The organism is Salipiger abyssi, assembly GCF_017311415.1.
Classification (GTDB): domain Bacteria; phylum Pseudomonadota; class Alphaproteobacteria; order Rhodobacterales; family Rhodobacteraceae; genus Salipiger; species Salipiger abyssi_A.
Window position 1 is genome coordinate 61,755 of sequence record NZ_JAEKIS010000017.1, and the last position, 23,964, is coordinate 85,718.

Genomic DNA, 23,964 nt, shown 5'->3' on the forward strand with positions numbered 1-23,964 from the left:
GTCCAGAGAACGACCCAGTTTCAACTGTGCGCACGGCCTATCCGTGCGCACGGCTATGGTTAAATTGCGCCGAACTTTGCAACGAGCTCTGCGCCCATATTCGGAGACCCAAAGCCCCGCATGCCGATACCGCCGTCGAAATTCAGTACGGCACCAGTGCCCGGCGTATTGTCGCGACGATTGGCGAAGAAGGCGTAGGCGCCAGCATATTCCCGCGCATTGAATGCACGTTCAAGCGGCAGCATTTGCTTCATCAGGTCGTCGAGCGGAATATCGGAAAACTTGATTCCCTCTTGCGAAAGGGCACTGGTTCCGGCGAGGTTGCTGCCACCGATACCACCTGGCGCGACGCCATTGACCCGTACGTGCGGTGCAAATTCATGCGCCATCTGCTTGATCATGCCGACCACCGCATGCTTCGTTGCCGTGTAAAGAACACCGCCACCGCCTGGATAAAAGGCAGCGTTCGACGCGGTAAAGATCATGTGGCCCTTGGTCTTGTAAAGCTCTGGCAATGCCGCCTTGGCTCCGAGGACATAGCCCTTGACGTTGATGGCGAACATCTCGTCGAAAGCAGATGACAGTTCGTCATCTTCTGTCGAGACCATGGTTTTCGAGTAGTCCCAGATGCCCGCATTTCCGACGAACGTGTCGAGCTTGCCGAAGGCGCTGACGCACTCGGCCACCGCCCGATTGTTGTCGTCCACTTTGCGAACGTCGCCCGCGATGCCGACGACCTTGTCGCCAAACGCTTTCACCGCGTCGTCGATGCGCTCTTGCGAGCGGTCAAAGATTGCAACACGTGCGCCTTCCTCGACGAAGCGTTCCACGATGGCGAGTCCAAGACCGGACCCTCCGCCCGTCACGAGCGCGACTTGATCCTTGAGTTGCATTGTAATTCCTCCCTGTTTTTGACGCGGCTTTTCAGCAGTCGATGTATATGAAGTCGCCGTCAACCTTTGCGGGGAACACCTTGAGTGCCTCACAAGCAGGCAGGGCCTTCACCTTGCCGGTTCTGACGCAAAATTTCGCGAAGTGCAGACTGCACTCGACAACTCCGTCCTCGATAAAACCGTCCGCGAGTGACCACGTGTCATGCGTACAGGTGTCCTGGACGGCGTGTATTTCGCCGTCCACCCGGCACACCATTATCGGCTCAGGGCCACCTTCGAATACTTTCATATCCCCCTCCGGCACATCTGCCGAAGGGAACGCCTTGATCCATGCCATATTTGCTTCCTTAGAAGAAAAAGCTGAGGTTGTTCGACAGGATTGTGCTCTGGTCAATCAGGATCGTGCGGCGCACAATCTCGAAGCCCGCTTCGGTTTCAACCCGACGCAGGACATCCCGGCGCTCGCAGGCGAAAACGTCAAGTTGGCGTTCTTGCCGCGTCCGGTACACCATCGACGCCGAAACGACATTGATCGTATTCTCGTCTTCCGGGACGACCATGACGTTCCCGATCAGATAACGCACGCGAGAGGCCGGGTTTTCGGACCAGCCCACATCGGACAGGATCTTGCGAATCCGGCCTTTCATCGTGTACCAGTTGTCGTCGAAATGGGCAAAGCCGTGCTCATCGGTATATTCCTGAGCGACTTCGCGCATGATCTTCGTCGAGCGGATCGGCATCCAATAGTGAAGGTCCTCAGCCAGCAAGCTGAACCACTCTTTGTACCGGCGATCCGTCAGAAGCTTGGATTCCCAATACAGGAACTGTTCGACTTCATGCTGAAGCTCCAGAGAAACGGCCTTGGGCTTGCTTTCGAAGGCAGCCTTGAAAGTATCATCGAGCATCTTATTCCTCCCTCATCGAAAAGTGTCTGCCGAGGCGTATCGGCAGACGTTTGATACATAAGCGGACATTTGCCGCCGATTGAACGTTACTCTGCCGCGAGCGGCCGTTGATCGATCCGGCGGATTGCATCCCAATCCGGTGCGGTCATGATCTGCGTCCAATAACGGTACAGGCCTCGCGCCGACTCCTCACTATAGGTGTATGCGAAGCTCAGCCCGGGGAAGCCCTCGGGATTATCGGCCGTCACTGTATGCGAGCCCATTTCGATGTTGAACTTCTGGTTTTGTGCAACATGACCCTGCAGCACTTGCTGGATGTCGCACCAGTTTTCGCCATCATCCTGCTCGAACACGCCGCCCGCCGAGAATGTGCGCGATGTGTGGCGACGCCATTCGTCCTTGATCTCCTGCGGGGCAGTTTTGTCAACGAGAGTGAAGGTCCAGACCTCGATCTCGTTCGGGCCGCGAGGCTGCCACATCCGGACCGTGTTGATCCCTGCCAGGAACGACAGGTTCGGGAAGACGTTGGTATGGCAAAGGTTCACGTCCGCTCGTCCCTGACCCAAACGCCGCACTGCCTCCTCGTATGCTGGCCCGGTCGTCAGGTATTCCGTCACCTTCGGCCCAACAATAGTCATGTAGAACATCGGGTTGCGCAAGAAGAGGCCGCAACCATGGCCGTTCTCCAGGTGGACATTCAAACCATCCGTCGGAGGGGCAACCTGGGTAATATCCACATCTTCCGGCACACCGGCCATGATGCCGGACAAGTGCGAGGTGGTGCCCGCATGATAAGCGTCCGAAGCAAACTGCTCGGCCGCGAACTTCCAGTTGCAGGGAATGACCCATTTCTGGATCCCAGGTATCGCCTCGGTTCCGGCCTCACAGCGGTCGAGCATGATGTCCATGTAGAATTTGACATCACCCAGATATTCGTCGAGCCCCGGCGCGTCGGCATCCCAGTTCGCAAAAATGAGACCCTTGTAGGTTTCGACGCGCGCCTGCTTCGGCCCCCACTCTGCCTTGTTCAGGCAACCACCGAAGGCTTCCTTCTCCATCGGGACGCTGACCAGATCACCGCCCTGATTGTATGCCCAACCATGGTAGGTGCAAGTAAATGCCTTGGCGTTGCCCGAATCGGCGCGGCAGATGCGCATTCCGCGGTGCTGGCACTGATTCAGGAACACGCGGATGCTGGCGTCTTTCTGGCGCACAACGACCACAGGATCCTCGCCGATATAGGCGGTCGTGAAGTCGCCCGAATTCGGGATATGCGACTCGTGACCCATGCAAACCCAGGTGCGCGCAAAAATGCGCTCAAGCTCAAGGCGATAAAGCGACTCGTCAACATAGATCTTAGGGTCGAACTTGCCGTTCTTCTCGTCAATCATTGCAAGAATTTCGGCATCAGAATAAGCGCCCGTCGCGCCAACATTTGCCTTTACGTTCATCGTAGGCTCCTCCCTCTGGAATCAATTTCCGCCGCACCAGCTCCTCGCAGACGCGTGGGAAGGAGTGTTACCGCTTTGCGGGGCCGCTGGCAATATGGAAAGCATGCTTTCCAAGCAAGGCCGTAACTGGTAAGAAGAAGCGCTTGCGGAGGAGCGAGTTCAGCATAGGGGGCGAGAAGATGAGGATGTTTTTGACGCGCGTTTTTGGCGCGATGGTATTTGCAGTGACGGCGGCTGGCGGTGCCTCCGCACAGGTTACATCGATCACGACACCTCCTGCGGGTTCGGTGTGGAATACGATGGCTTCGGTCATTGCGGCCGAGGCCCAGAAAAGCGGCGGCGGGCGGCTGGTTGTTCAGGCATATAGCGGCAACGCGCAGATGCTTCAGGCCGTCGACAGCAAAGACGCCGAATTCACGATGACCGACATCAATGACATGATCGTAGCGGTCGCCGGGGAGGGTGACTACTCGGCGGCTCTGCCGAATCTGCGTGTTGTGGCCAAGATCAATCCCTTTGCGGTAGGGCTGTTCGTCCGGGCAGATTCCGGCATGACGCGGGTCTCCGATCTTGCCGGAAAGCGTGTGCCCTCGGGCTGGGAGGCTTTCCCGCTGAACCGTCCGCTGGTGAGTGCGCTTCTCGAGGCGGACGGGATCAGCTATGGTGAAGTGGTTGAAGTGCCGATCCCCGATATCATTCGCAATGTCGATGCTCTGGCCTCGGGTCTGACGGATGCGGCCTTCTTCGCTGTCGGCGGGCCGAAGGTCGCTGAGGTCGGCGCAATGGTGGGCGGGGTCCGCTATCTTCAGGTCGCCTCGGATGAGCAGGCGCTCGAAACGATTCGCAAGTTTCGCCCGGCCTATTACTTCTCAGAGGTGACGCCCTCGCCGGTGCGGGTGGGTGTCGATGCGCCGATGATGATGCTGACATGGGACAACGTCCTTGTTGCTGGTGAGCATGTGTCCGACGAACAGGTCAAGGCGCTGCTGGCCTCGATTTTCGACAATGTGGGTGCGATCGGCGATGCCTATCCTCCGCTTCGCGTGATGAACATTGAAACCGCCTATGTCGATTATCCGGGTGTGGAATATCACCCTGGTGCAGCGGCCTTCTTCGCCGAGCGGGGCGTCGCCATTCGCGCTGTTGACTGACACGGTTATGACGGAGGGCTGGGCCGGGAGATTTCCCGGCGCAGTCCTTTTTGCATTCGCTCATTGTGGAGGAAACAGGCTTTGACTCAGACAACTGGCAGTCGGCTGCCAACATTTCGTCGGATTGCCGTCCAAACCCAGGCGGTGGCACTTTCGCTGCTGGCCGTCGCTGTGGGGTTCGACGCGCCGAGCCGCCTCGGGCTGAGCGTCTATGTCGAGCAGATATTGGCCGTCGCCCTGGGGCTTGGGCTGGGCCTGGTGTTCCTGATCGACAGAAGCAGCGTCGGCGAGAAGGATCCACGCGGCAGCGACGAGAATGTTCCGGCGGACGGTGGTAGAACCATCGACTGGATTCTTGCCGTCCTGGGGCTTGGTCTTTCGCTATATGTTGCCATAAACTATGCCGATATCGTCTCGCGGGTGATGTCCGCCCCGGTCGATATCGTGATCATGTCCGGGATGCTTGTCCTGCTGGTGCTTGAGGGGCTGCGGCGGGTGGTGGGCTGGGCGCTCGTCGTGGTGGTGCTTTTCATCGGGGGCTACGGGATGATCGGCCACATGATTCAGGGTGCGATGCAAACGCGGCAGGTCTCACCGGATCGTCTGCTTTCCTATATCGGGTTCGATGCCAATGGCATGCTCGGCCTTACCATGAACGTGTCGGTAACGGTCGTCGCCGCGTTCGTGCTGTTCGGGCAGATCCTCGTGCGGGCGGGGGGGGGCGAGTTCTTCAACGACATCGCGCTTGCCGCGCTGGGGCGCCGCCGCGGCGGAGCGGCCAAGATCTCGATCCTGGCCTCGACGCTTTTCGGCACGATCTCCGGGGTTGTGGTGTCCAACATCGTCGCGACCGGCGTCGTCACCATCCGGCTGATGATCCGCTCGGGATATCGGCCCCGGATGGCTGCCGCAGTCGAGGCCGTCGCCTCGACCGGAGGGCAGATCGCCCCCCCGGTCATGGGCGCAGTCGCTTTCCTTATGGCCGATTTCCTGGGCGTTTCCTATGCGCAGGTCGCGATTGCAGCGATCATCCCGGCCGCGCTCTATTACTTTGCGGTGTACTGTCAGGTTGATCTTGAGGCCGCCAAGGCCAACATCGCCCCCCTGCGTGAGGATGAAATTCCTTCTGCGCTCGACACTCTGCGTCGCGGGGGTATCTTCATCCTGCCGTTTGCAGTGATCGTGGTCGGCATGTTCTGGCTGGGCCAGCGACCGGAAACGGCGGCCCTCTGGGCGGCCGGCGTTGCCCTGATCTGCGGCGTCGCATACGGCTATGGTGGCCGGCGCATCACTCTGCGCATGATCTGGCAATCGCTCGCCGAAGCCGGCATCTCCATGACCGAGATCCTGATGATCGCCGCTGCCGCCGGCTTCATCATCGGTGTTCTCAACATCACCGGGTTGGGCTTTGCCGGCACGTTCGCGCTGGCCGAGATCGGTCGGGGCAGCCTTCCGCTGCTCTTGCTCCTCACGGCCATTGCCAGTGTTGTTCTTGGCATGGGGATGCCGACGGTTGCCGTCTATCTTTTGCTGGCGGTCCTTCTTACCCCGCCTCTGGTAGAGGCCGGGATCACACCGATGGCCGCCCATTTCTTCATCTTCTACCTCGGCATGATGTCAATGGTGACCCCGCCTGTCGGCATCGGCGCCTTCTTTGCCGCCGCGCTGGCCGGGGCCCCGCCGATGCAGACAGCATTCGTTGCGATGCGGCTAGGCTGGACAGCCTACATCATTCCCTTCATCTTCGTGGTCTCGCCCGCCCTGCTGATGCAGGGAACCCCGGTTGAAATCTTTCTGGCCACGTCTGCTGCGGCAATTGGGGTTTATGCCATATCCGCCGCCATGGTTGGCTGGTTCGGGGGCATGTTGTCAGGCTACGAACGCGCAGCTCTGGGCTTTGGCGGAGTGCTGCTTCTTATGCCGGAAGCATTGGGTGGCGGATACACCCTCATGCTCCATGGCCTGGGTGTCGCAATCATGGTGGCACTTCGGTTTCTGCGCAGGGCGATAGTGCCGACATGACTGCATCCTACGATGCCACATTACTGAATTACGACCACGAGGAAAGGACAATAACCTCCATGAATTACAGTTTCCCGCTGCCGCCTGCCGTCAGCCTGCCTATCGCCGGTCGGGACGAGCGTTTCCCTGTGCGTCGGATCTTCTGCGTCGGACGCAACTATGCCGAGCATGCACGAGAGATGGGCAAGGACCCGGATCGCGATCCGCCGTTTTTCTTCACCAAACCCGCCGATGCCGTTGTCGAAGATGGGCAGGTCGTCGCCTATCCGCCCGAAACGCAGAACTTCCACTATGAAGCCGAACTGGTGATCGCCATCGGCAAGGCTGGCACGGATATTCCCGAGGAACAGGCGCGCGACCACATCTTCGGCTACGCCATCGGCAACGACCTGACGCGACGGGACTTGCAGCTTGCTGCCCGTGCGGCAGGACGGCCCTGGGACTGGGGCAAGGCGTTTGATCGCTCGGCGGTGATCGGTCCGATCCACACTGGCGCGCCGGTCGGCAAGCCCGAGCAGGGCCGGATCCAGTTGACGCTAAATGGTGCCGTCAAGCAAAGCGCCGATCTGCAAGACCTGATCTGGTCGGTGCCAGAGATCATCTCGATCCTGTCGCAGTCAATGGAGATCCGGCCCGGCGATCTGGTGATGACAGGCACGCCTGCGGGCGTCGGCGCGATGCAGGTGGGCGATGTATGCGTCGTCTCAATCAGTGGGCTTGGAGAGATTACCACGACCATCGGGCCGCGCGCGAAGGGACACGTCGAATGACCTTCCGCCTTCATAATTTCTTCCGCTCATCGACCTCGACGCGGCTGCGCGCTGCCCTCAACCTCAAGGGCATCGCCTATGAATATGTGCCCTATGCCCTGCGCAAAGGTGAAACCCGTACGCCCGAATTCCTGGCGCTGAACCCCGCCGGACTTGTGCCGGTTCTGGAAAGCGACGATGGCCAGGTTCTTGTGCAGTCGCTTGCCATCATCGAATGGCTCGACGAAACCCAACCCGGACCGCGGCTCTTGCCTGAGGGGGCAGACGGGCGGGCACGTGTGCGCGCGCTTTCATACATGATCGCCTGCGAGATCCACCCCCTGAACAACCTGCGCGTCCTGACTCGCCTGACCGAGCAATTCGGTGCCGACGAGGCTGCTCAGAAAGCCTGGTTCACGGAATGGGTCGAAACCACCTTTGATCCGCTTGAAATCATGCTGGCGCAGGACAGTCGCACCGGGCGTTTCTGTCATGGTGATACGCCGGGGCTCGCGGATTGCTGCCTCTATGCCCAGGTCTGGAACAACCGACGTTTCGACATTGATACAAGCCGTTGGCCCACCATCGCGCGGATATTCGATGCAGCCGATGCGCTGCCCGCTTTCCGTGAGGCCGCGCCAGCACACCAACCAGATGCGGTATGACGCAACACCAACAGAAGCCGGACTCTCCTGAAGCGAGCGAGACGCCGGATATCTCGACGAGGACACATGAACACCAGACCAGAAGCCCCGCCACCCCTTAGCGGCCTCCGCATTGTCGAAATCGGCCACTTCATCGCCGCTCCGTTCGCCACTCGCATTCTCGGCGATCTTGGCGCCGAGATCATCAAGATCGAACCGCCCGATGGGGATCCTGTGCGGGGCTGGGGCGCGCAATCCAACGGCGCGTCACTGTGGTGGAGCGTTCATGGCCGCAACAAGCGTTCGGTCGCGGTTGATCTCAAAAGCCCCGAAGGAGTCGAGGCCGTGGGACGGATCATCGCGCGCTCTGATGCGCTGATCGAGAATCAGCGCCCCGGGGGCCTGGCGCGTCTCGGCTTCGATCGTAAAAGGCTGCAGGAACTGCGGCCAGGTCTCGTAGTGGCCCATGTCTCGGGTTACGGACAGACTGGCCCATTGCGTGACCGCGCCGCTTTTGGCGTCATTGGCGAGGCGATCGGCGGATTGCGTCACCTGACCGACCATGCTCCCGGCACCACCAATCTGCCGCCGCCACGCGTCGGCATCAGCATCGGCGATTCCGTTGCCGGACTTTACGCCGCGATCGGCGTTCTCGCCGGTCTTTTGCGCCGAGACGGCCGGACGGGCAGCGGCGGAGCCGAGGATGGGGACATCAACACCGTCGATGTAGCGCTTACAGAAGCCGTGCTGTCGCTCACGGAAGGGATCGTCACGGAGTACGGTGCGCTCGGCCTTGTGCGCCAACCCGTCGGCGCGCGCATCGCGTCGGCGGCTCCCACCAGCGCCTATCCCTCGGCAGACGGCCGTTGGGTCATTGTCGCTGCGAATTCAGATCTTCTGTTTCAGCGGCTGACAGCGTTGATCGGGCGCGAGGATCTGGCGGTACGACCGGAGTTGCAGACCAATGCGGGCCGCCTCAAGCACGTCGACGAACTCGACGAGGCCATTTCCGCCTGGTCCCGGCGGTTCGATGCCGGACGACTGACAGAGCTTCTGGCCAAGGCAGACATCCCTTCGACGCTGATCTACACTGCCGCAGAAATTGCCGATGATCCGCAGTTCCGCGCGCGTGGCATGGTGCGCGAAGTCAGCGACCCGCTACATGGCGACCTGCTTCATCCCGGCATTGTGCCGCATTTCCCCGATTCCCCCGGCACGATCCGCTGCACCGGCCCGGAGGTCGGACAAGATACCGCAGCCGTTCTGGCAGAGATCGCGGGCTACTCGCAGGATGAAATCAAGTTGCTCTACCAGAAGGGAGTAATAGCATGACTGCCGTCCAGATCGTCGAAGTCGGCCCGCGCGACGGGTTCCAGAACATCGGCCCCTTCATCCCGACCGAGACCAAGATCGCCGTGATCCGCGACCTTGCCGCTGCAGGATTGAAACGGATGGAGATCACCTCCTTCGTCAGTCCGCGCGCCATTCCTCAACTCACCGACGCCGGCGAGGTTCTGGCCGATGTTCTGGCCCAGGGTCATGTCGTGCCGCAGGTCCTGGTTCCCAATGCCCGCTATGGCCTGAAGGCAATCACGGCGGGAGCGGAGTTTCTGTCCTATGTCATCTCGGTCTCGGAAAGCCACAGCCGTTCGAACGTGCGCGCCACGCCGGATGAGGCCCTCGCCGATTACGCCCGGCTTGTCGCCGAGGCGCCCGATGGGCTGCGGCTGCGGTTCAACCTCGCCACCGCATTCCATTGCCCGTTCGAGGGGGTGACACCTGCCAACGCCGTGCTCGATCTTCTGGAACGCGCGCTGGAAATCTGCCCCGATGCCGAGATCTGCCTATGCGACACGACTGGCCGCGGCGAACCGGCGCAGGTCGCGGAATTGTTCAGGGCGGCGATGGCGCGCTTTCCCTCCGTTTCCGCTTGGGCGATGCATGCGCATGATACCTACGGCCATGGCACGGCGAATGTGCGCGCGGCTTATGATCAGGGTGTACGCGTCTTCGATTCCGCGATTGGTGGGCTTGGCGGCTGCCCTTATGCTCCCGGTGCCAGCGGCAACGTCGCCACCGAGGATGTCGTGAGCCTGTTCCGGGATTGCGGCGTTGAAACCGGCGTGGACCTTGCAGCCCTTGCCCCGATCGCCGCATTCGTCCAGGCCCTTCCGGGCGCGACTTGCGGCTAAAGGCAGATCGCCGCAGAGGAGCGTGCCGCGCACGTGGGGATAGCGCGAAAGGCTGAAGCTTCATCTTCGGACATGGACAAAAGCAAGGGCGAGTCCAAGTTGAAAATTGACAGCATGCTTACGAATGCCTATGTTACAAGCTGTTCATTGATGTGGAATACAGGGGGGAAAAATGACCGGAACCGCGAGAATTGATCAAACAGACTCTGAGAAAGCGCAAGCTTTCAATCTATTGGCTCCGCCGGATGACTATTTCGACGATCCGAGCAAGTATTTTCGCCTGTTGCGCGATGGTGATCCTGTTCACCGGCAAGCAGATGGCACAGTTCTTCTGACGCGCTATGACGATGTGCGTCAGGTTTGGCGCGACCTGTCAGGTCTCGTTTACAAGGGCGAGTACTTTGAGAAGAAATTTGGCAAGGGCCCCCTGCTGGAGCATCACACATCGACGATGCTCTTCCGTGACAACCCCGATCACGACCGGTTGCGCGATATCGTCAACCCCTTTTTCTCTCAGACATCCATCAAGTCTCTGACGGACTTTACCCAAGACGTGATTGACCGTGAGATCAAGAAGGTCAAGCAAATGGGCGAGTTCGACTTCGTGCGCGATTTCGCTTTCCGCATCCCGGTTGCACTCATTTGCAGGGTCATCGGCATTCCGGTTGAAGATGCTGACTATATCCAGGGCGTGGGGCGCAAGGTGCTTTTCCCGCTCAACCCGCAGGTGTCGGTCGAAGCGATCAAGCAGGGCCATGAAGCAGTAACGGAATTCATGGGCTATCTCCTGCCATTTCTCGACGAGATCAAGGCGCGCCGCACGATCGACCCGAGCGAGAGCATCCTCTGCGCAATGGCTGCGGCGCAGCGAAATGGCGTTGAGGTCAGTGACGCCGAAATTCTTCACATGTGCATCGTGACGCTCAATGGCGGCCATGAGACCACGACAAACCTCATCTCTCAGTCGATGCATTTCCTGATGGATGACCCCGAGAGCAAGCGTCAGCTGGTCGAGGGTGAGGTTGCTCTGCCCACGGCACTCGAAGAGTTGATCCGCTTCATCACGCCGCTCCAGCTTCAGGGGCGGCGAACGACGAACGATGTGGAACTTGCCAGTGGTAATGGCACGATCCCGGCGGGCACCGAGGTGGTTCTTGCCCAGGCTTCGGCGAACAGGGACGAGCGTGTGTTCGAAGACCCCGACAGGCTGAATTTTGCGCGCCGCCCGAACAATCATGTCGCGTTCGGTGCGGGGATCCATGTCTGCCTCGGTCGGCCGCTTGCCAGGATGGAGGCCCCGATCGCCCTTGCGTCCGTGCTGAAGGAGCTGCCGACCTTGGTGCGCAACGGCGAAGCTCGCTTTCAGCACAACACACGGTTCAGAGGTCTGGAAGAACTCCCCGTGCGTTTGGCTTGATCCGCGACGACCGCTGAGAACTAGTCACCCCGGCCCGGCGACCCGACCCCAGGATCGCCGGGCCGGGTGCCCGTTGATAAGGAGAAGAAATGAAGATTTGTCGCTTCCACAAGGACCGTATCGGTCTTGTTCAGGACGATGAGGTTGTCGATGTCACCTCGGCCCTCGACCTTTTGCCGCAACTGCGCTACCCGTTGCCGCGGCATGACCCGTTGATCGCACATCTCGATCAGCTCAAGGAGGCATTCCTTGTGGCTGCCAGGACCGGAGAGCGCAGACCAGTCCGTGAACTGGCCTTCGATTCACCGGTTGCAAACCCCGGCAAGCTTGTCGCGGCGCCTGTGAACTACGTCAAGCACCTGGAAGAGGCGCGCGCGCAGAAGGATCTGCACCAGGGCAATGCAGCCCAAGTGCGGGTGATCCACGAGACCGGCCTGTTTCTGAAGGCTACCAGCAGTCTTATCGGCCCCTCCGAGCCGGTGACACTGCGCTTCCCTGATCGGCGCAGCGATCACGAAATCGAACTTGCGGTCATCATCGGCAAACGCGCCGACAGGGTGTCAGCGGAGCGCGCGCTGGAGTACGTCGCAGGATATGCGATCGGGCTTGACATGACGGTGCGCGGCGCCGAGGAACGCAGCATGCGCAAGTCCATAGACAGCTATTCGGTGCTGGGACCGTGGCTTGTAACAGCCGATGAAATCACCGATCCGTCCCAGCTCGACTTCGAACTGAAGGTGGACGGCGTCACCAGGCAGAAGGCCAATACGCGTGATCTTGTGCTGAGCGTGCCGGAACTGATCGAGATGGCCAGCCGATTCTATACACTGGAAGTGGGCGACGTCATCTTCACCGGGACTCCCGAGGGCGTCGGGCAGATTGAGCCGGGCAACAAGATCCATGCCTGGATCGACCGGATCGGCTCGATGGAAATCGACGTCACCTGACGCCAAGAAAAGCTGGCCATCTGCTTGTGGGTGGCCATCTGCAATCGCTATGACTGTCTCAATCCATGTCGGCGTCACGTGCGGTCGGAATTGACGGTCGTGTGTTCTTGCGTGATGCATGAACAAACACTGCCATGGAAGTCAGGAACTGACGCTGCACCTCTGGATCAATTCCATCCAGGAGCAGCGACTTCAGCTTCATGACCTGAATAAACGCCTTGCCGTACAATTCCTCGCCGGCAGGGGTGATGTCGAGCAGTTTCTCTCTGCCATCCGTATCACTCTTCTTGATCGAAAGCAGCCCGCGCTTCTCAAGCGCGCTTGCAGTTCGTCCACAGCTCGCCTTGTCTATTGCGGCGCGCCGGGCAACCTCAGTCACGGACAGGCTCGGGAAATTTCGCACTGTTGCGATAATGATCCAGCTCACAGGCGACAACGGCAGGCCAGCCATAGCCTCGTCGAAGGCACACAAGAAGATTTGGTAGCTACGCCGAATCAGATGCGCGGGATGGTCCATAATGACCCGAAAATCGGCGTCGCCACCCAAGGTTTCGGGCGGTCTCCGCTCGGTATCATCTTTCATGCGCCGACCATCTTCTTTTTCGTTGTTGCCCGCTTATAGCATAACACCCTTCGATACCACCGACAATCTCGGGCAGCAGATGGACGTCTTTACCCTTGGAGCGCGTTACCGGAAAACCCGGGCTCGGGTTTGGTCATGTCTGAGTCGGGGCCTTGGCCATCAATCGCTTGACTAGGAGCAGCAAGATATGCGAACAATGTAGTATGCATGCTTAGTTTAAGCCATTGATCCGCCTGAATGACCATGGTCAGGCGGGATTGGGCACGAAAAAGGCAGCCAAACGGAGGAGTAAGTTCGTCGTTATTGTTCCCAAATGGGTGGGCAAGCCTGCCTTGAGTGGAGCAGTTTCGATTCGAACGACGTGCTGGGAGGAAGAATATCTATGTCGATCCAAGTGGTGTTCATTGATTCGATGGGAGAGCGACGTGAGGTATCGTCGCGCGAGGGGCAGTCTCTGATGGAGGCTGCGACGATGGCTGGCGTGCCGGGAATTGATGCGGATTGTGGCGGCGCTTGCGCATGCGCGACCTGTCAGGTCTATGTTGACCCCAAGTGGCTTTCTCTGCTTCCGCCGACCAGCGAAGGTGAAGCCAGTATGTTGGAGTTTGCGGCCAACAGGCAGGACAGCAGCCGGCTTGCTTGCCAGATTCGCCTGACAGCAGATCTCGATGGTCTCACCGTCACCACCCCAGAGTTCCAGTTCTGATATATGTGACGCTTTCTATCTGATCGCGCCAAACGGAGGATAAATATGTCGCTGACCGAAAAGCCTGTGGAAACAGCAAAACGAAAGATGTTCTATGACAAGATCGATAGCGGGTCCTATACCCCACTTTGGACTGTTTTGTCGAACATCATCACTCCTGAGCCCAAAAGCGGTTGCTTGCCGCACCTTTGGCATTTCGACGAAGCGAAATCCTACCTGCTGGAAGCAGGCGGTCTGATCACGGCGAAGGAAGCCGAGCGGCGCGTCCTTGTGCTTGAAAATCCAGGCCTGCGCGGTCAGTCCCGGATTACCACGTCGCTTTACGCTGGCCTTCAGATCGTCCTGCCGGGCGAAGTTGCCCCCGCGCACCGCCACAGCCAGTCAGCTTTGCGCTTCGTGATGGAGGGCAGTGGTGCGCATACGTCGGTCGATGGCGAGCGCACAGTGATGAACTTTGGCGATTTCGTAATCACTCCGCCGGGAGCCTGGCACGACCACGGCAATGACAGCGACGCGCCGATGATCTGGCTCGACGGTCTGGATATTCCAATCGTGTCGGTGTTCGACGCCTCTTTCGCAGAAGAGCATCACGCGGATCAGCAGCCAATTACCCGCCAGCTTGAAGACAGCACCTGGCGCTACGGTGCCAACATGCTTCCGGTCGACTACGAGGCGACCAGAATAGCGTCGCCGATCTTCAATTACCCTTACGAACGCTCGCGCGAAGGCCTCGAGCATCTTTTGAAGCAGGGTGAGGTCGACCCCTTCCACGGTATCAAGATGCGCTATGTCAACCCGGTCGACGGCGGCTGGGCGATGCCGACGATTTCGCCCTGCCTTCAACTCCTTCCGAAAGGCTTCAAGTCGCGGCCGTATCGGTCGACAGACGCAACAGTCTTTGTCGTCACTGAAGGCACCGGTCGCAGTGTGATCAATGGAAAGACTTACGAATGGGGTCCGAAGGATCTGTTCGTCGTTCCGAGCTGGCATACCGTCACGCATGAGGCGGACGGCGATGCAGTGCTGTTCTCTTACTCCGATCGCGTCTGCCAGGAGAAGCTCGGGCTTTGGCGGGAAGACCGTGGAAACGCGGTTCCGCTCGGCGCATAGTGACACTGTCCGGCATGGTGCGCCCTGGCTGCGCACCATGCCAATCCACGCAAAACAACTCACATAAATCGGGGCTTCAAGCCATGAAACATGAACTGCTCACGGTCGATGACGTGACAGGTTGCTGGGCGATCATGCCCACGCCGTCCAAGCCCAACGCGTCGGATCCGCGCGCTGAAGACACGGTCGATCTGGACGAAACGGCCCGTGTCGTCGAGGCTCTGATCGCCTCTGGTGTGAACGGGATTCTTTCTCTCGGCACCCTGGGAGAGGGAGCCACGACAACATGGCAAGAGAAGCAAGCCTTCATGCGCACGCTGGTCGAAGCCGGTCGCGGTCGCATTCCCATCTTCGGCGGGGCGACCGCCCTTAACACCCGCGACTCCATCAGCATGACCCGTGCCGCGCGCGAGATCGGGCTTAACGGGGTGATGATGGGGCCGCCGATGTGGGTTCAGCCTGATGTGCCGACAGCAGTTCAGTTCTTTCGTGATGTGGCCGAGGCGTGTCCGGACATGGCTATCTGTGCATATGCCAACCCCGAGGCATTCAAGTTCGAGTTCCCGCGTGCTTTCTGGGCGCAGATCTCCGAAATTCCGCAGATCGTATCTGCCAAGTACATAAACACGGCAGCGCTCTATACGGACCTGAACCTGACCAAGCGCCGCATTCGACTGATGCCGCTTGATGTGGACTATTACGCCGCCGCCCGGCTCGACCCCGAACACTGCACGGCGTTCTGGACCAGTGGCGCGGTTTGCGGGCCTGCACCTGTGATCCAGCTTCGCGACCTTGTGGCCAAGGCGGTAGAGACTGGCGATTGGACCCAAGCCAAAAAACTGACCGACAGGATTGGTTTCACCTATCGGACCCTCTTCCCCAACGGCTCGTTCAAGGAATTCTCGGTCTATAACATCGGCATCGAGAAGGCCCGTATGGATGCGGCAGGTTGGATGGTCGCTGGACCTTGCCGTCCGCCCTACCACCTGGTTCCCGCATCGGCTCTGGAAGGCGCGCGCGAGTCCGGGCGTCAATGGGCAAAACTCGCTGCGGAGCTTGAGGCGGAGAGCGGCAAGTGACCGGTCGGCATCTTGACTTCTACTTCGATTTCATGAGCCCCTTCGCTTATCTGGCCTTTCACAAGGTGCCGGGGATCTGCAAGCAATACGGTCTGGAGTTTCGGCCCCATGTCGTGAACCTGCCGCAACTCAAACTCATGGCGGGGAATACCGCACCACCAAATGTCAGCCTGCCGTTGAAGATTCGCTATTTGAGCAAGGATCTCAACCGTTGGGCTGAGGAATATGGTTTGCCTTTGACCTTTCCGAAGTCACTCGCGTCCGAGAAGCTCAACAAGGCTTTTCTTTATGCAATGGCGAAAGGCGAGGGAGAAGCCTTCATCCGGACTGCGTGGGACCGGGTCTGGGGAGAGGGTGCAGACTTGGCTGACCCGGCGTTGCTGGATGAATTGGCGAAGCAGTTCGGCTGGAATCCCGATGTTCTGTCGGCTTGGGTTTCATCGAAGGATGCTACAGACCAATACGAGGCGAGCACGCAGGCCGCGCATGAGGCAGGTGTGTTTGGTACGCCCACGATGATTGTGGGTGATCAGATGTGGTGGGGGAATGACCGCATCACATTTATGGAAAGAACGCTCCAGCAGGAGCTTTGACATCAACGCCAACCATCCATAGGGAGGAATAGTTTGGCTCTTCAAAAACTGTCGCACGCGCACTTGCGGGTTAAGAACCTCGAGGAATCGGTGCGGTTTCACACCACTGTACTGGGGCTTGAGGAAATTGCTCGGCAAGACGGTACTGTTTACCTGACCTGTGGGACCGACGGAACTTTCGATGTGGCCGTGACCGAGGGTGGTACCGGCGTCATCAGCTTTGCGATCGCTGCGGATGATGAGGATGACCTCAATCGCTACAGCAAGCGGGTTTCCGATGCCGGCGTCCAGGTCCGGGAGATGACGGACTGCGATCCGGGTGTCGAGAAGATCATCGAATTCGACCTGCCGCCCCAAAACCAGAAGATGCAGATTGCATTGCTGCGGTCTGAAGCGCGCAAACACTACTATAACCCGGCTGCTCGCAAGGCCAACCACCTGAGCGGTCTGGCGCCGCTTGACCTCGACCATATCACGCTGCGCGTCGGTCCGGATGCGACCCAGACGATCGAATTCCTGCGCAAGCATGTCGATTTCTATGCCTCTGACATTGTCGAGTTCCCCGGAGGCGCAGGGCGTCTTGCGGCCTGGATGCATGTCGGCGACTATCACCATGACGTCGCAATGTTTGCGGGCGCGCCGCATGAGACGCTCGACCATCTCGCATGGACGATCCCGAACATGGAATACATGAAGCTCATGCTCGATCAGGTCGCACGCGGTGGGGTCATGACGGAAGCAGGCCCGGGTCGGCACGGTGTTGGCTCGAATCTCTACTCCTATTTCTTCACGCCGGATGGCAACAGGTATGAGCTTTCGGGGGAAATGCCGCGTTGTGTGGACCACAAGGCAGGCCCGTTCATCTGGAGCGCGGACAAGCCGGGCATCTTCAGCTCGTGGGGTGCTCCGTTCCCCGAGAGCTTCAAAGTGGGTTCCTGACTCAGGACAGTGCCGCGCTGCGGCGCGGACAGGTAATCAACGGATGACGCGCGGCACAGGTCTGCGCGTCATCTGTATCATGGTCTGAGGAAAACTCCGATGGAACGTATCATCATCATAGGCGGTGGTTTGGCTGCGGTCTCCGCGGCGAAAACGCTGCGAACAGAAGGCTTTGAGGGCACTGTCACGGTCCTCTCCGAAGAAGGGCAGTTCCCTTATGACCGCCCGCCGCTGTCGAAGGCGGTTCTTCAGGGTACGGCAGATGCACAGAGCACTTGCTTGCTGAACGCCGAGGCCGCGCAAAATCTTGGCATCGACCTTCAGCTCAACCAACGCGTCGAAGCAATCGACCGCGACGCGCATGTGGTACGGCTCTCTTCGGGAGCAAGCCTGCCCTATGACCGCCTGCTGATCGCGACCGGAAGTCGCGCCCGCATGCTTGATGGCCCCTTCGCGGGAAAAGCCAATGTTTTCTATCTGCGTACGATTGCTGATGCCGAGCGTTTGCGCGCGCAAATGGTGCCTGGAAAGCGGCTTTTGTCGATTGGCGCGGGTTGGATCGGTCTTGAAGTCGCAGCAACAGCCCGAAAAAGCGGGATGGAAGCGGTGGTCGTCGAACTGGCCGACCGGCTTTGCGCCCGCAGTCTGCCAAAGGATGTCGGTGTCGCTTTGGCTGATGTGCACCGTGGCAATGGCACCGTGATCCATCTGAATACCTCAATCGTGACGGTAGGCGGAGATGACCGGGTTGAAAGCGTGACTCTGTCAAACGGGGAAACGCTGCTGGTTGACATGGTCGTCGTCGGGATCGGCGCGATTGCGAATGATGCGATCGCGCGGGAGGCTGGCCTGGAGACGGGCAATGGCATCATCGTAGATGAATTTCTGCGCACGTCCGACCCGCTGATTTTTGCGGCCGGGGATGTGGCGGCTATGCGGGTTGGCGGTGGCCAGCCGACACGGATGGAATCCTGGGCCAATGCGCAGGACCAGGCCGCTGCGGCCGCAAGAAACATGCTGGGGAAGAGGGAGCCCTATGCAATCAACACCTGGTTCTGGTCTGATCAGTACGACCTCAACATTCAGATGATCGGCGACAACCAGCCCGCTGGGGGAACTTTGCTTGTGCGGAAGGGCGAAGGAAAGTCCTTCACCCGTTTCTCGGCCATCGGTGATCGGCTGGTCGGTGCCATCTGTTTCGGTGCGCCCCGCGACATGGCGATCGTTCGCCGCCTCATGTCGAAAGGCTACGCCGTGACTGACGACTCGCTGATCACAGCACCAGACCTTCGTAAGCTACTGTAAGCACAAAGAATACCCAACCAGGCGAAGACCTGGGCAACACCATCACCAAAAAGTCCAACGCATAGGGAGGAAAACTATGTTTAAAACTTACTATACGGCAATACTCAGCGCTTGTCTGGCTCTAGCCCAAACTTGCGCTGCCCAAGCACAGGATGCAGACCAGAACGGCTGGTATGTCCGGGGGGGGCCCGTGGGGATATACTTCAGCCCCGGTGCCGAACTGTCGGTCGGAGGTGCGCCATTCCCCGGCACCGATGCTTCGGTCGACGACAACTACTCGCTCAGCTTTGATATCGGCTATCGCATCAACCCGCAGCTTTCCGCCACCTTCACATTCGGAATCCCACCCACCGCAGAGATTCGCGGCGAAGGAAGCCTTGCTGGGGCCTATCTCGGGGATGTGACTTACGCACCTGCGATTCTCGCACTCCAATACCGCATTCCGACCCGTAATCCGAAGTTCGAGCCCTATGTCGGCGCGGGCATCAACTATACCATCATTCTTGATTCGGAAGGGCAAGATGTGGCCGGCTTCGAGGCGGAAAACGCTTGGGGTGCCGTTCTACAGGTCGGTTTCGAAAGCATGATCAATGAGCGGATGGGTATGTACTTCGACGTCAAGAAAATCTGGCTCGATGCTGACGTCAGTGGCACATTGGGCGTCGGCGGGCCGTCAGCGACAGGTAGTGCGACGCTCGATCCTCTGCTTGTCGGAACCGGTCTGGTCTGGCGCTTCTGAGGCATATACTCCGTCTGCAGTTTCGGGGTACCTGTGCTGAAACACAAAGGAAGGAAACACTGTGAAAATGGAACTCTACTACATACCTGCGGCCTGTTCGCTGGCTGCTCACATCAGTTGTCTGGAGGCGGAGATACCCACAACTTGCCGAATGGTCGTGATGGACCCGGCGGGAAACAAGGTCGATGGTGAGGACTATAGCAAGATCAACCCACTGGGTCTGGTCCCCACCATCGTCGATGGCGAGACCAAGATCTCTGAGGCTGCCATAGTGCTGCAATACATTGCGGACAAGGCAGACGGAAAACTCGGCAAGGTGACGGGAGATGAGCGTTGGAAGCTTCTTGAAACCCTGAACTTCATCTCTACAGAGCTTCACAAGACAATGGCGCCGTTGTTCCGTCCTGATCTGCCGGTCGAAGCCCGTCCTTTCTTCGAAAAAATGGCTGCCAACCGTCTGACCGAAGCAGAGAAGCGCATTGGAAGTGCCGGCTATCTTGTCGGCGACAGCTTCACCGTTGCCGACGCCTATCTCTTCACGGTGCTCGGTTGGTGCAACTTCCTCAAGATGGACATGTCTCCTTGGCCGAAGCTCGTCGAATACGCGCAGCGGATCGGTGGACGACCGGCTGTCCTGCAAGCTCTGAAAGAGGAAGGGCTCTTGTCCCCCGCCTGACGTAGGCTTGGGGTCAGGGTCTATTGATTTCGCCCGTGCAGCGTGATTCAGCCTCCGCAAGGAGGCTGAATTATGACCAACATATTCTGACTGACGGACGCGCAAATTGTCGATGACCACCCGGTCTGGCACGCCGTTGGTGGCAATCGCACGATGCAAGAACCGGCGCGCTGCCGCTAAGTCCCGATGCTCTGACAGTAAGAAATCAAGGGTTTTTCCGTTGCGATCCACGGCCCGGTAAAGGTAACTCCACCGGCCTTTCACCTTGATGTAGGTCTCGTCCACTCGCCAGGACTTAGCGGTCTGCCGCTTGCGGGCTTGCGCCTGCGCCGCGATCAGCGGTGAGAACTTTACTAGGTATTGTCACGTTAACGGGCTTGAGGTTGCGGGTTCATGGATCTGTGCGTAAGCGGTGTCGATGCAGACATTGAAAATCAGCTACAAGCGCCCCGTCTTGGTCTGACGACTGCCGATTTGGACGTTATCGAACTAAACGAAGCCTTCGCCGCGCAAGGCATCGCCGGTCCCGCCATCGTCGCAAACCTGCGCTCGTCCTTTAGCTGAAGCAGGGCAGGAACCATGGAGAAAAGCGCGGTCATCCTCGGGCTCTCGCGGCAAGCCAAGTTTCTTGGCCTGCCGATGCCCTATGCCATGGCAGTGGGAGCGATGACCGTGCTGCCCTTCATTCTGTTCAAGCCAGTCTGGTGGTTCCTGACCGCCCCGATCTGGTACGGGCTTGCGCGCGTAGCCACCAAGCTGAACCCGAATGGGCATCATGTCTTCGCGGTCATGATGCAGGTGACGCCGATGGCCATCCTGCGGAAAGGTCGGCGTCATGTTTCTTGAACGGGAGGGTCTGCGGGGCAGGGCGCGGGCATTGATCCCGGTGGACCCGAAGATCTATGCGCACCTGCCCTATGTCATCGAGCTTGATGACGAGGTGGTGCGTACGCGAGACAACGGGCTGATGATCTCGCTGGAGGTGACCGGCATCGACGGGATCACATCCGGGTCTTCGGCCATCACCGCCCTGCGGGCCGGATTCGCCCACTTTCTCGACACGCTGGATGAGCGTTTCAGCTTCTATTTGCACCGGATGATGCGTTCGGCCAACGCCCAGCTGAAACCCATCCACGGCCAAAGCTTTGCCGCCGACATCGACCGAGCATGGGGCGCCGAGCTGCAGCGCCGCAATCTGCAGGAATCGGTGCTCATCCTGACAGTGGTCCGGCGCCAAGTTACGCCGCTGGTCGTGCCGTTCTTCGGCAAGGCGGCAGCAAAGGTCTGGGGCGAGGATACCGACCGCAGGTTGGAAGAGTTGCGCGAAGTGGTTTCGATCCTCGAGACCGGTCTTGGTGTGAAATCCCACCGCCTCAAGATCAGCGATGGCAGCCTGATTGGTTTTTGTGCCTCTCTTCTGACGGGCGAGTTGCGCGGCAAATCCCGCAGCCCCTTTGGGATCATCGCTGAAGATGCCAGCGATGCCGCCATCCATTTCGGCAAAGGCCAGTTCACGGTGGAGGAGGGGGCAGACACGCCGCGCGTCGGCGCCGTCCTCTATGTCAAATCCTACGCCACCTCGACTTGGCCCGGCATGCTTGATGCACTTGGGGCCAGCCGCGACACCATCATCACGCACAGCTACACGCCGATTGAGCGCGGCAGTATCACCGAGCGCGTGAAACGCCGCATGGCCCAAATGCGGGCCTCCGAAGACATTGCCGCGACGATTGAGGCGCAACTCTTCGAGGCTGCCGACAAGTCGGAAAACGGCGAGCTCGGGTTTGGCATCCACCAGATGACGATCACGGTCTTTGCTGGCGATCAGGCAGCACTCGATACCGAGGTCGCCCGCATCCGCGGCATCGCCCATCAGAACGGCATGCGCTTGGTCCGCGAGGTCACGGCACTCGAAGCTGCGTTCTTCGCCATGCACCCCGGCAATATGGATTACCGGGCACGGGACATGACGGTCTCGTCCTTGAACTTTGCCGACATGGCGGCACTGCATGCGGCTGATACCGGGACGGAAGCCGCACGCTTGCCGTGGCAAACGCCGCTGACGCTGTTCCAGACGCTGCAAGGCTCGCTGCACCGGTTCAGCTTCCATGAACCCGGCGATCCGATGGCGGAGCCGACAAACGGCCACACACTCGTCCTGGGCAAGTCCGGCGGCGGCAAGACCACGACTGTCGCCTTCCTCGCAGCCCAGGCCCAACGAGCAGGGGGCCGAACGATCATCTTTGACAAGGAAGCCGGCCTCAAAATGGCTGTGCGCGCCCTTGGCGGTCGCTATGCCGAAATCCGTGCCGGACGTCCGACCGGGCTGAACCCGCTCGCCACGGAGTCTGGAGAGCGAGGCGAAGCATGGTTTCTGGATTGGCTGGTCGCACTTCTCGAACAGCGCAGCGGGCCGATGACACCCTTGCAATCCGAAGCCCTCAAGTCAGCGATTTCCCAGAACGGCAAAGCCCGGCAAGGGTTGCGGAATTTCCGCGCGTTTCAGGAACTCTTCGGCGATGTCGGCGACGGCCTCGATCTGGCGCAGAGGATCAGCGAATGGGAACCCGAAGGGCGGTATGGCTGGGTCTTTGGCGAGGCAGACGAGCCGGTGGTGGATTTCACCAGCCACGATGTGACGGCCGTCGATCTCACAGAAATCCTCGATCTCGGCACCGAGCGCACCGCGATCCTCGGCTATCTCTTCCGCCGCACCGAGATGCTGATCGAAGAAAAGCGCCCGACGCTAATCCTGATCGACGAGACCTGGAAGGTTCTCGACGACGAATACTTCGCCAAGAAACTCGCGGAATGGTTGGTGACCGCGCGAAAGAAGAACGTCGTCGTGGTGATGATGACCCAGTTTCTAAGCCAGATCCGGGGCTCGAAAGCCCGATCGATTCTAGACGCGCTACCGAACCAGCTTCTGTTCCCGAACGGCGAAGCGGCCAGTGCCGATTACGACGGCTTCCGGCTGACCGACGGCGAGTTGGATTTTGTCCTCAGCCCAATCCCGGGCCAGCGCATGGTGCTGTCGCGCACACCGCGCAGTTCGACCGTACTGAATGTCGATCTCAAAGCTCTGGGGCCACTTTTGACAGCACTTGGCGGTGGTCAAGCCGGACTGAATGCCTTTGGTGCCGACTACGCCGCGCGGCCAAAATTCTGGAAGGAATGATTGTCCAATGAAATCACTATATTACATAACCTTGATTATGCGTGACTTACGCTGTTTCGTGTCATGGTGTATTGACGGTCATCGCTACTCGCCCTAGTAGCATTTGCCACACCAAGTACCCGGAACTGCATGCAAATTGGTCCTCTGTCTCTAAGCACCGATTTTCGATTTTTCTGCTCCCTCACCTTCGAATGTAACATATATCGCGTGGCGATATTTCGTGTACCGTGTCCGTTTCGCGGGCATGAACTTGCGGGACCGTGTAGCATTGAACATCCAGGACTTGAGACGCGCCCGCGGCCTCAGCCAGGAGGAGCTTGCTCATCGGGCCGATGTGAGCCGCGGCCATATGGGCAAGGTCGAGAACGCCAAGTTCGCGGCCTCCCTCGACCTTCTCGAACGCATTGCACGGGCGCTAAACGTCGATCCCGAAGTGCTTTTTGCGAAACGGTAGTCCGTTTCCCTAGGCTTTGATCCCACATCCCAACACGAAAGACAGATCGGCAAGAACAGTACGAGTGGCACGGGGTACATGGCGAAGAGAAAGACAGGCTGGCCCTTTCAGGGTAACCGACCGATTGGGGCCGCCTGCCTGAGGCTGGGGTTCCGAGGTAAGACACGTGCATAACGACGTCGTTATGCACGTGTCTTATTCGGAGGAGCCATGCTGGGCGAGGTTCTGGGT

The 23,964-nt window shown here is 59.3% G+C and carries 25 protein-coding genes and 1 pseudogene; 20 read left to right on the forward strand and 6 right to left on the reverse strand.

The annotated features are described in order from the left end of the window. Positions 1-59: 59 nt before the first annotated feature. The 4 genes from hcaB to I6N89_RS19665 form a co-directional block, all read right to left on the reverse strand. Positions 60-893, reverse strand: a complete 834-nt coding sequence (hcaB, locus tag I6N89_RS19650; RefSeq protein ID WP_038068063.1) for a 3-(cis-5,6-dihydroxycyclohexa-1,3-dien-1-yl)propanoate dehydrogenase — start codon at positions 891-893, stop codon at positions 60-62. Between the two features lie 31 nt (positions 894-924). Beyond that, complete coding sequence (locus I6N89_RS19655; RefSeq protein WP_082386790.1) at positions 925-1,230, reverse strand: non-heme iron oxygenase ferredoxin subunit; 306 nt, start codon at positions 1,228-1,230, stop codon at positions 925-927. A 10-nt stretch (positions 1,231-1,240) separates the two neighbouring features. Beyond that, positions 1,241-1,798, reverse strand: coding sequence for an aromatic-ring-hydroxylating dioxygenase subunit beta (locus tag I6N89_RS19660; protein WP_054540706.1), 558 nt, complete (start codon positions 1,796-1,798; stop codon positions 1,241-1,243). Between the two features lie 86 nt (positions 1,799-1,884). Beyond that, on the reverse strand, positions 1,885-3,249 hold the full coding sequence (locus tag I6N89_RS19665; RefSeq protein WP_207020152.1) for an aromatic ring-hydroxylating dioxygenase subunit alpha: 1,365 nt from the start codon (positions 3,247-3,249) through the stop codon (positions 1,885-1,887). A gap of 185 nt (positions 3,250-3,434) precedes the next feature. On the opposite strand from I6N89_RS19665, the gene I6N89_RS19670 reads away from it, so the two are divergent. From I6N89_RS19670 to I6N89_RS19705, 8 genes are all read left to right on the forward strand, one after another. Next, positions 3,435-4,400, forward strand: coding sequence for a TAXI family TRAP transporter solute-binding subunit (locus tag I6N89_RS19670; RefSeq protein ID WP_236016737.1), 966 nt, complete (start codon positions 3,435-3,437; stop codon positions 4,398-4,400). An 81-nt stretch (positions 4,401-4,481) separates the two neighbouring features. Further along, complete coding sequence (locus I6N89_RS19675; RefSeq protein ID WP_038068056.1) at positions 4,482-6,422, forward strand: TRAP transporter permease; 1,941 nt, start codon at positions 4,482-4,484, stop codon at positions 6,420-6,422. A 59-nt stretch (positions 6,423-6,481) separates the two neighbouring features. Continuing rightward, on the forward strand, positions 6,482-7,192 hold the full coding sequence (locus I6N89_RS19680) for a fumarylacetoacetate hydrolase family protein (protein WP_038068055.1): 711 nt from the start codon (positions 6,482-6,484) through the stop codon (positions 7,190-7,192). Then, the gene (maiA, locus tag I6N89_RS19685; RefSeq protein WP_038068054.1) at positions 7,189-7,836 is read left to right on the forward strand and encodes a maleylacetoacetate isomerase; all 648 of its coding nucleotides are present in this window, start codon (positions 7,189-7,191) and stop codon (positions 7,834-7,836) included. Before I6N89_RS19680 ends, maiA begins: the two co-directional genes overlap by 4 nt. Positions 7,837-7,902: 66 nt before the next feature. Next, complete coding sequence (locus tag I6N89_RS19690; RefSeq protein ID WP_038068053.1) at positions 7,903-9,147, forward strand: CaiB/BaiF CoA transferase family protein; 1,245 nt, start codon at positions 7,903-7,905, stop codon at positions 9,145-9,147. Then, entirely contained in the window at positions 9,144-10,007 is an 864-nt protein-coding gene (locus tag I6N89_RS19695; RefSeq protein ID WP_038068051.1) for a hydroxymethylglutaryl-CoA lyase, read from the forward strand. Before I6N89_RS19690 ends, I6N89_RS19695 begins: the two co-directional genes overlap by 4 nt. A 172-nt stretch (positions 10,008-10,179) precedes the next feature. Then, on the forward strand, positions 10,180-11,424 hold the full coding sequence (locus tag I6N89_RS19700; protein ID WP_038068049.1) for a cytochrome P450: 1,245 nt from the start codon (positions 10,180-10,182) through the stop codon (positions 11,422-11,424). Positions 11,425-11,513: 89 nt separating this feature from the next. Then, entirely contained in the window at positions 11,514-12,371 is an 858-nt protein-coding gene (locus tag I6N89_RS19705) for a fumarylacetoacetate hydrolase family protein (RefSeq protein WP_038068048.1), read from the forward strand. 58 nt (positions 12,372-12,429) lie between these two features. Here the strand turns inward: I6N89_RS19705 and I6N89_RS19710 are convergent, their stop codons facing one another. Beyond that, positions 12,430-12,954, reverse strand: coding sequence for a MarR family winged helix-turn-helix transcriptional regulator (locus tag I6N89_RS19710; RefSeq protein WP_207020153.1), 525 nt, complete (start codon positions 12,952-12,954; stop codon positions 12,430-12,432). A 382-nt stretch (positions 12,955-13,336) separates the two neighbouring features. Here I6N89_RS19710 and I6N89_RS19715 point away from each other — a divergent pair, with 382 nt between their 5' ends. The 8 genes from I6N89_RS19715 to I6N89_RS19750 all read left to right on the forward strand — a co-directional run bounded on the left by I6N89_RS19715 (position 13,337) and on the right by I6N89_RS19750 (position 20,101). Beyond that, the gene (locus tag I6N89_RS19715) at positions 13,337-13,660 is read left to right on the forward strand and encodes a 2Fe-2S iron-sulfur cluster-binding protein (RefSeq protein WP_037209930.1); all 324 of its coding nucleotides are present in this window, start codon (positions 13,337-13,339) and stop codon (positions 13,658-13,660) included. A 45-nt stretch (positions 13,661-13,705) separates the two neighbouring features. Next, positions 13,706-14,770 (forward strand): gentisate 1,2-dioxygenase, encoded by a 1,065-nt coding sequence (gene gtdA, locus I6N89_RS19720; protein ID WP_207020154.1) that lies wholly within the window; start codon positions 13,706-13,708, stop codon positions 14,768-14,770. 83 nt (positions 14,771-14,853) lie between these two features. Continuing rightward, positions 14,854-15,849, forward strand: a complete 996-nt coding sequence (locus I6N89_RS19725; RefSeq protein ID WP_207020155.1) for a dihydrodipicolinate synthase family protein — start codon at positions 14,854-14,856, stop codon at positions 15,847-15,849. After that, positions 15,846-16,442, forward strand: coding sequence for a 2-hydroxychromene-2-carboxylate isomerase (locus I6N89_RS19730; protein ID WP_054540696.1), 597 nt, complete (start codon positions 15,846-15,848; stop codon positions 16,440-16,442). The genes I6N89_RS19725 and I6N89_RS19730 overlap by 4 nt, the downstream gene beginning before the upstream one ends. A 33-nt stretch (positions 16,443-16,475) precedes the next feature. Beyond that, entirely contained in the window at positions 16,476-17,381 is a 906-nt protein-coding gene (locus tag I6N89_RS19735) for a VOC family protein (protein WP_054540695.1), read from the forward strand. A 99-nt stretch (positions 17,382-17,480) separates the two neighbouring features. Then, positions 17,481-18,686: an NAD(P)/FAD-dependent oxidoreductase gene (locus I6N89_RS19740; RefSeq protein ID WP_207020156.1), complete on the forward strand. Its 1,206-nt coding sequence runs from the start codon at positions 17,481-17,483 to the stop codon at positions 18,684-18,686. A 76-nt stretch (positions 18,687-18,762) separates the two neighbouring features. Next, on the forward strand, positions 18,763-19,425 hold the full coding sequence (locus tag I6N89_RS19745; RefSeq protein WP_207020157.1) for an OmpW/AlkL family protein: 663 nt from the start codon (positions 18,763-18,765) through the stop codon (positions 19,423-19,425). A gap of 67 nt (positions 19,426-19,492) precedes the next feature. Beyond that, positions 19,493-20,101 carry a glutathione S-transferase C-terminal domain-containing protein gene (locus tag I6N89_RS19750; RefSeq protein ID WP_038068037.1) on the forward strand — a complete coding sequence of 203 codons (609 nt, stop codon included), beginning with the start codon at positions 19,493-19,495 and terminating at the stop codon, positions 20,099-20,101. A gap of 45 nt (positions 20,102-20,146) precedes the next feature. On the opposite strand, the pseudogene I6N89_RS19755 reads toward I6N89_RS19750, so the two are convergent. Next, positions 20,147-20,464 (reverse strand): annotated as a pseudogene (locus I6N89_RS19755) (DDE-type integrase/transposase/recombinase); the annotation flags it as partial. Between the two features lie 30 nt (positions 20,465-20,494). Between I6N89_RS19755 and I6N89_RS25540 the strand changes: the two are divergent. The 4 genes from I6N89_RS25540 to I6N89_RS19775 all read left to right on the forward strand — a co-directional run bounded on the left by I6N89_RS25540 (position 20,495) and on the right by I6N89_RS19775 (position 23,733). Then, entirely contained in the window at positions 20,495-20,665 is a 171-nt protein-coding gene (locus I6N89_RS25540) for a hypothetical protein (protein ID WP_081856365.1), read from the forward strand. Positions 20,666-20,680: 15 nt separating this feature from the next. Beyond that, on the forward strand, positions 20,681-20,947 hold the full coding sequence (locus I6N89_RS19765; RefSeq protein ID WP_038068035.1) for a VirB3 family type IV secretion system protein: 267 nt from the start codon (positions 20,681-20,683) through the stop codon (positions 20,945-20,947). Beyond that, positions 20,937-23,279, forward strand: a complete 2,343-nt coding sequence (locus I6N89_RS19770; protein WP_038068034.1) for a type IV secretion system DNA-binding domain-containing protein — start codon at positions 20,937-20,939, stop codon at positions 23,277-23,279. The genes I6N89_RS19765 and I6N89_RS19770 overlap by 11 nt, the downstream gene beginning before the upstream one ends. 268 nt (positions 23,280-23,547) lie before the next feature. Next, positions 23,548-23,733, forward strand: coding sequence for a helix-turn-helix transcriptional regulator (locus tag I6N89_RS19775; protein WP_236016738.1), 186 nt, complete (start codon positions 23,548-23,550; stop codon positions 23,731-23,733). The last annotated feature ends 231 nt before the right edge of the window (positions 23,734-23,964 follow it).

Coding starts and splice junctions, on each gene's coding strand:
- hcaB (WP_038068063.1), bottom strand. CDS start 893: ATGCAACTCAAGGATCAAGTCGCGCTCGTGACGGGCGGAGGGTCCGGT.
- I6N89_RS19665 (WP_207020152.1), bottom strand. CDS start 3,249: ATGAACGTAAAGGCAAATGTTGGCGCGACGGGCGCTTATTCTGATGCC.
- I6N89_RS19750 (WP_038068037.1), top strand. CDS start 19,493: ATGGAACTCTACTACATACCTGCGGCCTGTTCGCTGGCTGCTCACATC.
- I6N89_RS19770 (WP_038068034.1), top strand. CDS start 20,937: ATGTTTCTTGAACGGGAGGGTCTGCGGGGCAGGGCGCGGGCATTGATC.
- gtdA (WP_207020154.1), top strand. CDS start 13,706: ATGTCGCTGACCGAAAAGCCTGTGGAAACAGCAAAACGAAAGATGTTC.
- I6N89_RS19680 (WP_038068055.1), top strand. CDS start 6,482: ATGAATTACAGTTTCCCGCTGCCGCCTGCCGTCAGCCTGCCTATCGCC.
- I6N89_RS19710 (WP_207020153.1), bottom strand. CDS start 12,954: ATGAAAGATGATACCGAGCGGAGACCGCCCGAAACCTTGGGTGGCGAC.
- I6N89_RS19745 (WP_207020157.1), top strand. CDS start 18,763: ATGTTTAAAACTTACTATACGGCAATACTCAGCGCTTGTCTGGCTCTA.
- I6N89_RS19765 (WP_038068035.1), top strand. CDS start 20,681: ATGGAGAAAAGCGCGGTCATCCTCGGGCTCTCGCGGCAAGCCAAGTTT.
- I6N89_RS19655 (WP_082386790.1), bottom strand. CDS start 1,230: ATGGCATGGATCAAGGCGTTCCCTTCGGCAGATGTGCCGGAGGGGGAT.
- I6N89_RS19740 (WP_207020156.1), top strand. CDS start 17,481: ATGGAACGTATCATCATCATAGGCGGTGGTTTGGCTGCGGTCTCCGCG.
- I6N89_RS19690 (WP_038068053.1), top strand. CDS start 7,903: ATGAACACCAGACCAGAAGCCCCGCCACCCCTTAGCGGCCTCCGCATT.
- I6N89_RS19725 (WP_207020155.1), top strand. CDS start 14,854: ATGAAACATGAACTGCTCACGGTCGATGACGTGACAGGTTGCTGGGCG.
- I6N89_RS19705 (WP_038068048.1), top strand. CDS start 11,514: ATGAAGATTTGTCGCTTCCACAAGGACCGTATCGGTCTTGTTCAGGAC.
- maiA (WP_038068054.1), top strand. CDS start 7,189: ATGACCTTCCGCCTTCATAATTTCTTCCGCTCATCGACCTCGACGCGG.
- I6N89_RS19670 (WP_236016737.1), top strand. CDS start 3,435: ATGTTTTTGACGCGCGTTTTTGGCGCGATGGTATTTGCAGTGACGGCG.
- I6N89_RS19715 (WP_037209930.1), top strand. CDS start 13,337: ATGTCGATCCAAGTGGTGTTCATTGATTCGATGGGAGAGCGACGTGAG.
- I6N89_RS25540 (WP_081856365.1), top strand. CDS start 20,495: ATGGATCTGTGCGTAAGCGGTGTCGATGCAGACATTGAAAATCAGCTA.
- I6N89_RS19660 (WP_054540706.1), bottom strand. CDS start 1,798: ATGCTCGATGATACTTTCAAGGCTGCCTTCGAAAGCAAGCCCAAGGCC.
- I6N89_RS19695 (WP_038068051.1), top strand. CDS start 9,144: ATGACTGCCGTCCAGATCGTCGAAGTCGGCCCGCGCGACGGGTTCCAG.
- I6N89_RS19700 (WP_038068049.1), top strand. CDS start 10,180: ATGACCGGAACCGCGAGAATTGATCAAACAGACTCTGAGAAAGCGCAA.